This window comes from Acetomicrobium mobile (assembly GCF_937920065.1).
In genome coordinates this window covers 1-1726 of record NZ_CALETC010000090.1, presented here as the reverse complement: position 1 = coordinate 1726, position 1726 = coordinate 1, and the positions used below count along the sequence as shown (strand labels likewise).

Here is a 1726-nt window from a genome sequence, read left to right as displayed (position 1 = left end):
TGATTATCTAGATCTATTCGAGACGAAAGACCTTTAATCGAAGGACAGCGAGCAAAATGGCGCAAAACATGAAGTCGTTGTGCTGTGCCAATCCCCTTTCCCCTATAATCTGAATGCAGGCTAATATCCCCTTCATGAATAGTGGCTTCTTTTATGTCGCGGGGGTTGAAGTAATGCAACGAATATCCAACGATTTGATTTGTCTTCTTGTCCCTTACAACAAGGCACAACTTCTCTCCAGCCAAACTGTATAACATTTTCTTATCAAGGCCAAGCTTTATGCCTTCATGGAATTGGGCGTAAAGCTTCGACACATAGGGCACAAGATCTTTCGTACAGGGAATAAATTCAACGTCATCATATGCCCCTTTATTGATAACGGGGATTTTCCTAGCTTGCCACAGGTTTCTAGCAAGGAATGTGGTTATCCTAAAAAGAGCTTTAGGGAATCGTATAAGTTTTAAAAAATTCACTTGTCAGACTTCTCCTTTGCGCAAGTTTTCTTCTAGTCCTTTAATATAAAAATACGCAGCGATTCCATTCGAGGAATATGCTTGGCGCAGTAATTTGATTACGTCTTTCCGAGGAAAGCGGCCCAACGATCCTGTCGGATGATTTTTAATATGCCTCGTTAATATAGCTTCAGGCAACATCCAACGATATCCTTTTGGCAACGCCCTTTTGGCAACGCTCCTTATTTTCTCTTTGATCGATATAGCTTTTTCTGTATTTATTTGTAAATCCTGTAGCGATAGACCTTGCTGTTCTGAAATTCTATCGACGTATTTTTTATAAAAACATTGGTAAAGCCTTCTTTCTTTCGGGACTCTGCACCAAAAATTCATAAAGCCCTTGTCCCAAAAAGGGATCCACCAATCGTAACCAAAGAACTCATAAACACGAAGCGAGTTAACAATAAACTTTGGTTGCCTCTCGGAAACATCCCAAGATTCATAAATACTTGCCGAATCGGGATATTGAGCGAGATCTCCCAGCGTGCGAAGAACCCGCCATTCAAATTGTTTAACAATAATATTATTTTTTATCGATGCGTTAAGATTATAATGCGTCTCTAAAATAGCTCTGGTGACGTGTGGGTAATTTGGGAGTCTGTAAATATCCGGAAAGACTTCACTCAGACTACCTGTAAGTTTGTCCGCAGTGTGACCTGGTACAAAGACAGCTTCATCAGGTATTCGATTTTCTTTTTTTAGCATCAAAACTGCAGGCCAATCCTGTATGTGTGGCAAAGAAACTAAACCGTCGGCAAACTCAGAATATGCCTTCATTTCATCACTTCGGTACCATTTATACCAATTATCATTTGAGTATGGAACGAACTCCCAACTGATGCCAAGCTTTTTAGCGACCATATTGCTTACCTCTGCCTCCCTGTTTCCAGGTTTACCATAAGAAAAGGCAACTATATTTTTATATCCTATTTTTTTGAGCATAAGAGCAACTAAACGAGAATCATAGCCGCCGCTTAAAGGAATAACAATAGTTCTCCCGCTAGCATAAGAAATAAGATTTTGAAAGACGTTAATTAATGTTTCATCAAGCTTACGGAACAGTATTTCGGTTTCATCTTCAAAATAATTGCCATGAACATATCTATAATAACGCAACGGTTCAACTATTATGTCACTGTCTTCAGAAGGCTGGAAAAATACAACTTCTCCCGCCTGAACCTGTTTAACGTTTGGAAAAAGCGTGTCTGACCCCG

General features: G+C 39.7%; 2 protein-coding genes. Both read right to left on the bottom strand.

The window, feature by feature from the left end; all coding sequences use genetic code 11:
* Window positions 1–473 (bottom strand): GNAT family N-acetyltransferase (locus Q7P41_RS03945; protein WP_303882283.1); only part of this gene is annotated, 473 nt, incomplete at its 3' end.
* Window positions 474–476: 3 nt separating this feature from the next.
* The coding region (locus Q7P41_RS03940; RefSeq protein WP_303882281.1) for an asparagine synthase C-terminal domain-containing protein at window positions 477–1726 on the bottom strand (1250 nt) is incomplete at its 5' end.